3 protein-coding genes are annotated in these 2,041 nt (G+C 47.7%); 2 read left to right on the top strand and 1 reads right to left on the bottom strand.

Features of this window, described 5'->3' with window-relative positions; all coding sequences use genetic code 11:
* The coding region (locus tag A5N85_RS15315) for a transposase (protein ID WP_211268224.1) at positions 1-278 on the top strand (278 nt) is incomplete at its 5' end.
* Entirely contained in the window at positions 256-468 is a 213-nt protein-coding gene (locus A5N85_RS15825) for a transposase (RefSeq protein WP_143143130.1), read from the top strand. The genes A5N85_RS15315 and A5N85_RS15825, both read left to right, overlap by 23 nt.
* Before the next feature lie 459 nt (positions 469-927).
* Here the strand turns inward: A5N85_RS15825 and A5N85_RS13075 are convergent.
* Positions 928-2,041: DUF927 domain-containing protein (locus tag A5N85_RS13075; RefSeq protein WP_143143316.1), on the bottom strand; the 1,114-nt coding region annotated here is incomplete at its 5' end.

Consider the following 2,041-nt stretch of genomic DNA (forward strand, 5'->3'; position numbering starts at 1 on the left):
AAACGATAGTCTATCTTGATGAATGTGGTTTTAAAGCCTTTGCTCATAGACCTTATGGCTACAGCACAAAAGGACAAGTTTGTCATGGAAGTGATAACTGGCATTTAAAGAACCAGAGCAATGCGATTGGAGCCATTATCAATGGAGAATTGTTTGCCTTACGCTTATATGATGGTTCTATTAACAGCGATATTTTCTCTCATTGGTGGAGAGAAGCACTGTTACCTGAGTTACCTAAAAACAGTTGTAATTGTCATGGACAATGCCGCTTTTCATAAACGCAGTGATATTCAAGCAATCATTGAAGAGCATGGGCATGAGATAGTTTGGTTACCCCCTTATAGTCCAGACTTAAATCCCATTGAAAAGATGTGGGCTTGGATTAAGCAAATACGCAAAGAATGGCGGATGGATTGTATTGATACTTTATTCTTTTATCTGCTTTGGATTGGGTTGGGTTTTAGATGATTGCACTATATATAATCACTGCCATAATCACTAAAACAGCCTCATAATCACTGTTTTTTTAGATTAACATACTGTTTTAATTGTTAAATACCTAAAACATAATCACATAATCACTGTTTTTGCTCTCGCGCGCGTCTATTTTTTTATTTATGAATTAAAGTCAATGTTTTGTTCATGTTTGTATCGGCGCTTTTTGAGCAATAAAAAAACCGCCTTGCGGCGGTTTAAAGTCATTGAGAAGTGTTTTCATCAGGCTAGCTTGACTCATTAGGCTGCATGCCCTGAAAGACATAATACCAGCCTTTGCCATAGCGCTGGTGCTTCCAGCGTTTGACGCTGTCGCTTTCGTAGCGCCTCAGCCAGCCTATGGCGTGCAAAGCCTCGCAGGCTCTTGAGGGTTCGTAGCCGTTACAGATTTCCCGCTCAAACACGGCGGGAATCACCCAATATTCCTGCAAGTCATTCAGTGCTTCGGGGTTTAGGTTTTTGCCTTTTGCCTTGTCTGTGGTTGATGGTTTCCAGTTCTTGCACGCTATAGCGCTGATAGCCTGCATGGTCGGGGCGGGTTTCGTTATCACTCCACTGGCTGAATCGGTAGCTTTGGGCGTGTTGCTGCATCCAGTTTTCCGCGTGTTCGCGTATTCGGGTTTCCTCGATGTTGCCTTGAGGCTGATTCTCGTACCAATCCGCAAAGCAGCGCAATACGCCCTGCCGTGCCTGTTCGGCAGTGATGCCGCTGATTGCCAGCTCACTTGCCAGCATTAAGCCTGCACCGCAGGCGGCAAATAGCCGCGCAGTGCGGTTTTGCTGGGCGGTCATGGGGAAGCTATCGTTTAGCTGTTTCAAAAACGCCGTATAAAGCGTTTTGGCGCGTTCTTTTTCTTTAGCGCTATCCATTTTACATAACTTTTCAATAAAAACGCGTCCTGCGACGCCATAGGCGGCAATGGAAGCTTCTTTCAAGTGGTCGGCAAAGTCTCTGAAGCTGTCAAAGCGGTGTTTTTCTTCTAGGGCGTGCGGTATCGAGGGAAAGCGCACTAATTGCCCCGCCATGATGTCGCGCCCCTGCTTGCCTAAATGGGTGGCTAGGCTGTGTTCGCCATTGGAGATAGCCAAGACCCGAAAGCGCAATTCAGGGCGGTTGCCGCCGTCTTTTGCGCCTTGCAGGCGTGCGCGTCCGTTTGCAATTGTGTAGGCGCAGGTTTGTACGGCGTTTTGCGTGTCCTCGCCGATTTCATCGAGCGATAGCAAGCCGTCATTGCGGGCTGCGGCGGCATTGGTTAATGCGTGTCCTGTTGCATTCCAGCTATGCCCTGCGTCTTTTCCATGTCCCCAGATGGATAACGCCACCTGCTGCGCCGTGCTTTTGCCTTTGGAGGAGTCGCCGTAAACGTGCAAGATGCCGCCATCGATGCCAAACCAGCGTAATAAAGGCGCGGCAAAGGCTGCGCCAGCAAACAGGCATAAACGGCTGTTACCTGCTAAATATTGCCCGATAGCGCTTTGCCATTCACTTAACGTGCCTGATGGGCTAAAAACTTCAGGATGGGCAGGGATACGCTTAAAAAGCGTA

It is taken from the genome of Suttonella ornithocola (assembly GCF_001889065.1).
Taxonomy (GTDB): domain Bacteria; phylum Pseudomonadota; class Gammaproteobacteria; order Cardiobacteriales; family Cardiobacteriaceae; genus Suttonella_A; species Suttonella_A ornithocola.

Bases quoted from the DNA above. Each gene is read 5' to 3' on its own strand.
- A5N85_RS15825 (WP_143143130.1), top strand. From the start codon at position 256: ATGGACAATGCCGCTTTTCATAAACGCAGTGATATTCAAGCAATCATT.